1 pseudogene is annotated in these 1,847 nt (G+C 55.3%); it reads right to left on the bottom strand.

The annotated features are described in order from the left end of the window. Nucleotides 1-420: 420 nt before the first annotated feature. A pseudogene (locus FVW20_RS14050) lies at nt 421-1,460 on the bottom strand (IS481 family transposase). Nucleotides 1,461-1,847: the final 387 nt, after the last annotated feature.

Raw genomic sequence — 1,847 nt, 5'->3', positions numbered from 1 at the left:
ACACAGGGACGCCATAGACAAAGAGTTCCAACGCCTTGAGCTTTTTGGCTTCGGGAAGGCGGCTAAGTTCCCAGGCGGTTTTCCACGAGTACTTGCTACCGCACCGACGGCATTTGAAACGGCCATCAGCGAGACGCCAAGCTCGGGTGTATGTGCACTTCGGGCATTCTCTCATGTCCAGACCTGCCTATCACAGGTCCGGTTTGGTTAGGTATTACCTTCTGAAATCAACATCCGAGAAAAGCAAAGCCTCTAGACCATCATACCAACCCCTGACAGGCTACAATCATTTTCAAAAACAATAAATTAAGCAGACACAAAGTCAGAAAAATTGCTGTATGCTTTTGCATCGACATTGATCTGTAGTAGTTCAGACTTGACCTGACATTCTGCTCCGTTCTGATGGTGCCGTTTGGCAGGTTAGTTGAGTTGTCCGACCTTCTCTTCCCAGAGCTTTTTCCCATCAAGGAATGTTTGCATGGGCGTTCTGCCGAAGCACATTTTTCCTTGATGCGTCCTCTTGCTATTGTAGTGCTCCATCCAGGCGTCGAGGTCAGCCTGCAACTCTTCCAGAGAGTGATGCAGCTTGCGCCGGAAGGCAACCTGGTAGAACTCTTGCAGGATGGTCTTGTGGAAGCGTTCGCAGATGCCGCTTGTCTGCGGGTGCCGTGTTTTAGTTATGGTGTATGCGATGCCGTTTACGCCCAGATAGAGCTGGTAATCATGTGTTTCCAGCTTGCCGCAGTATTCCGCGCCCCTGTCCGTCAGGATGCGGAGGATGCCCATTTCCCGTGAGGCAAAGAAGGGCGGAACCCGGTCGTTCAGCAGGTCGGTCCCGGTGATGGGCGTCCTGGTGGTGCACAGCTTGGCCGCCGCCCACTTGGAGTATGTATCCGCGAAGGTTTGCTGGTAAATGCGACCAACGCCCTTGATGGTGCCCACGCAAAAGGTGTCCTGGCTGCCGAGATAGCCCGGGTGGTGGCTTTCTATCTCGCCGCAGGCTTCGCCATCCTGTTTCTTGCTCTCCAGAGCCTGTACCTGCACCTCAGTCACCCCGAGGCCTTCCCCGGAGGATTTCTTCTCCATGGCGCGCAGGCGCTGTTTCATGGAGGACAAGCCGTGGCGCAGCCTGTTCAGCACCCCCCGACGGCGAGACGAAGACGCCGCTCTTGCGCAGTTCGTTGCTGCGCCCGGACTTGTCCGTGGGCCGGAAACTCGATGGCGAACTCGATGACCGCCTGCTCCGTGGCTTCCTCGACCCGGTCCTTCAGGTTCGGTTTCTTGCGAGTGACCTCGAACAGCGCCTCCACGCCGACAGCATCCCGTGCCGCCCGGTACCGGTAAAAGCTATCCCTCTAAAACCCCATCATGCGGCACGCCTTGGAGATGTTGCCAAGGTTCGCCGCGAGGTTGAGAAGTCCGGTCTTGTGACGGATGACGTTTTGATTGAAACTTTCCATGAGGGAACTCCGTGGGCATGGTGCCCGGTTGATGGTGCGTTTGCACTTCCATCAAAACGGAGTTCCCTCCTTCGTTCAAGGGGGGGGGCAGATCAAGTCGGGACTACCTCACATAAGGCAATATAAGCATCCCCCCCAGCATATCTCGCAATCTCGCTTAATTTCTTTGGTAATACCTAACCAAACCGGACCTGTGATAGGCAGGTCTGGACATGAGAGAATGCCCGAAGTGCACATACACCCGAGCTTGGCGTCTCGCTGATGGCCGTTTCAAATGCCGTCGGTGCGGTAGCAAGTACTCGTGGAAAACCGCCTGGGAACTTAGCCGCCTTCCCGAAGCCAAAAAGCTCAAGGCGTTGGAACTCTTTGTCTATGGCGTCCCTGTGT

It is taken from the genome of Nitratidesulfovibrio oxamicus (assembly GCF_015731765.1).
Classification (GTDB): domain Bacteria; phylum Desulfobacterota; class Desulfovibrionia; order Desulfovibrionales; family Desulfovibrionaceae; genus Cupidesulfovibrio; species Cupidesulfovibrio oxamicus.
This window is presented reverse-complemented; position numbering and strand designations above follow the sequence as displayed.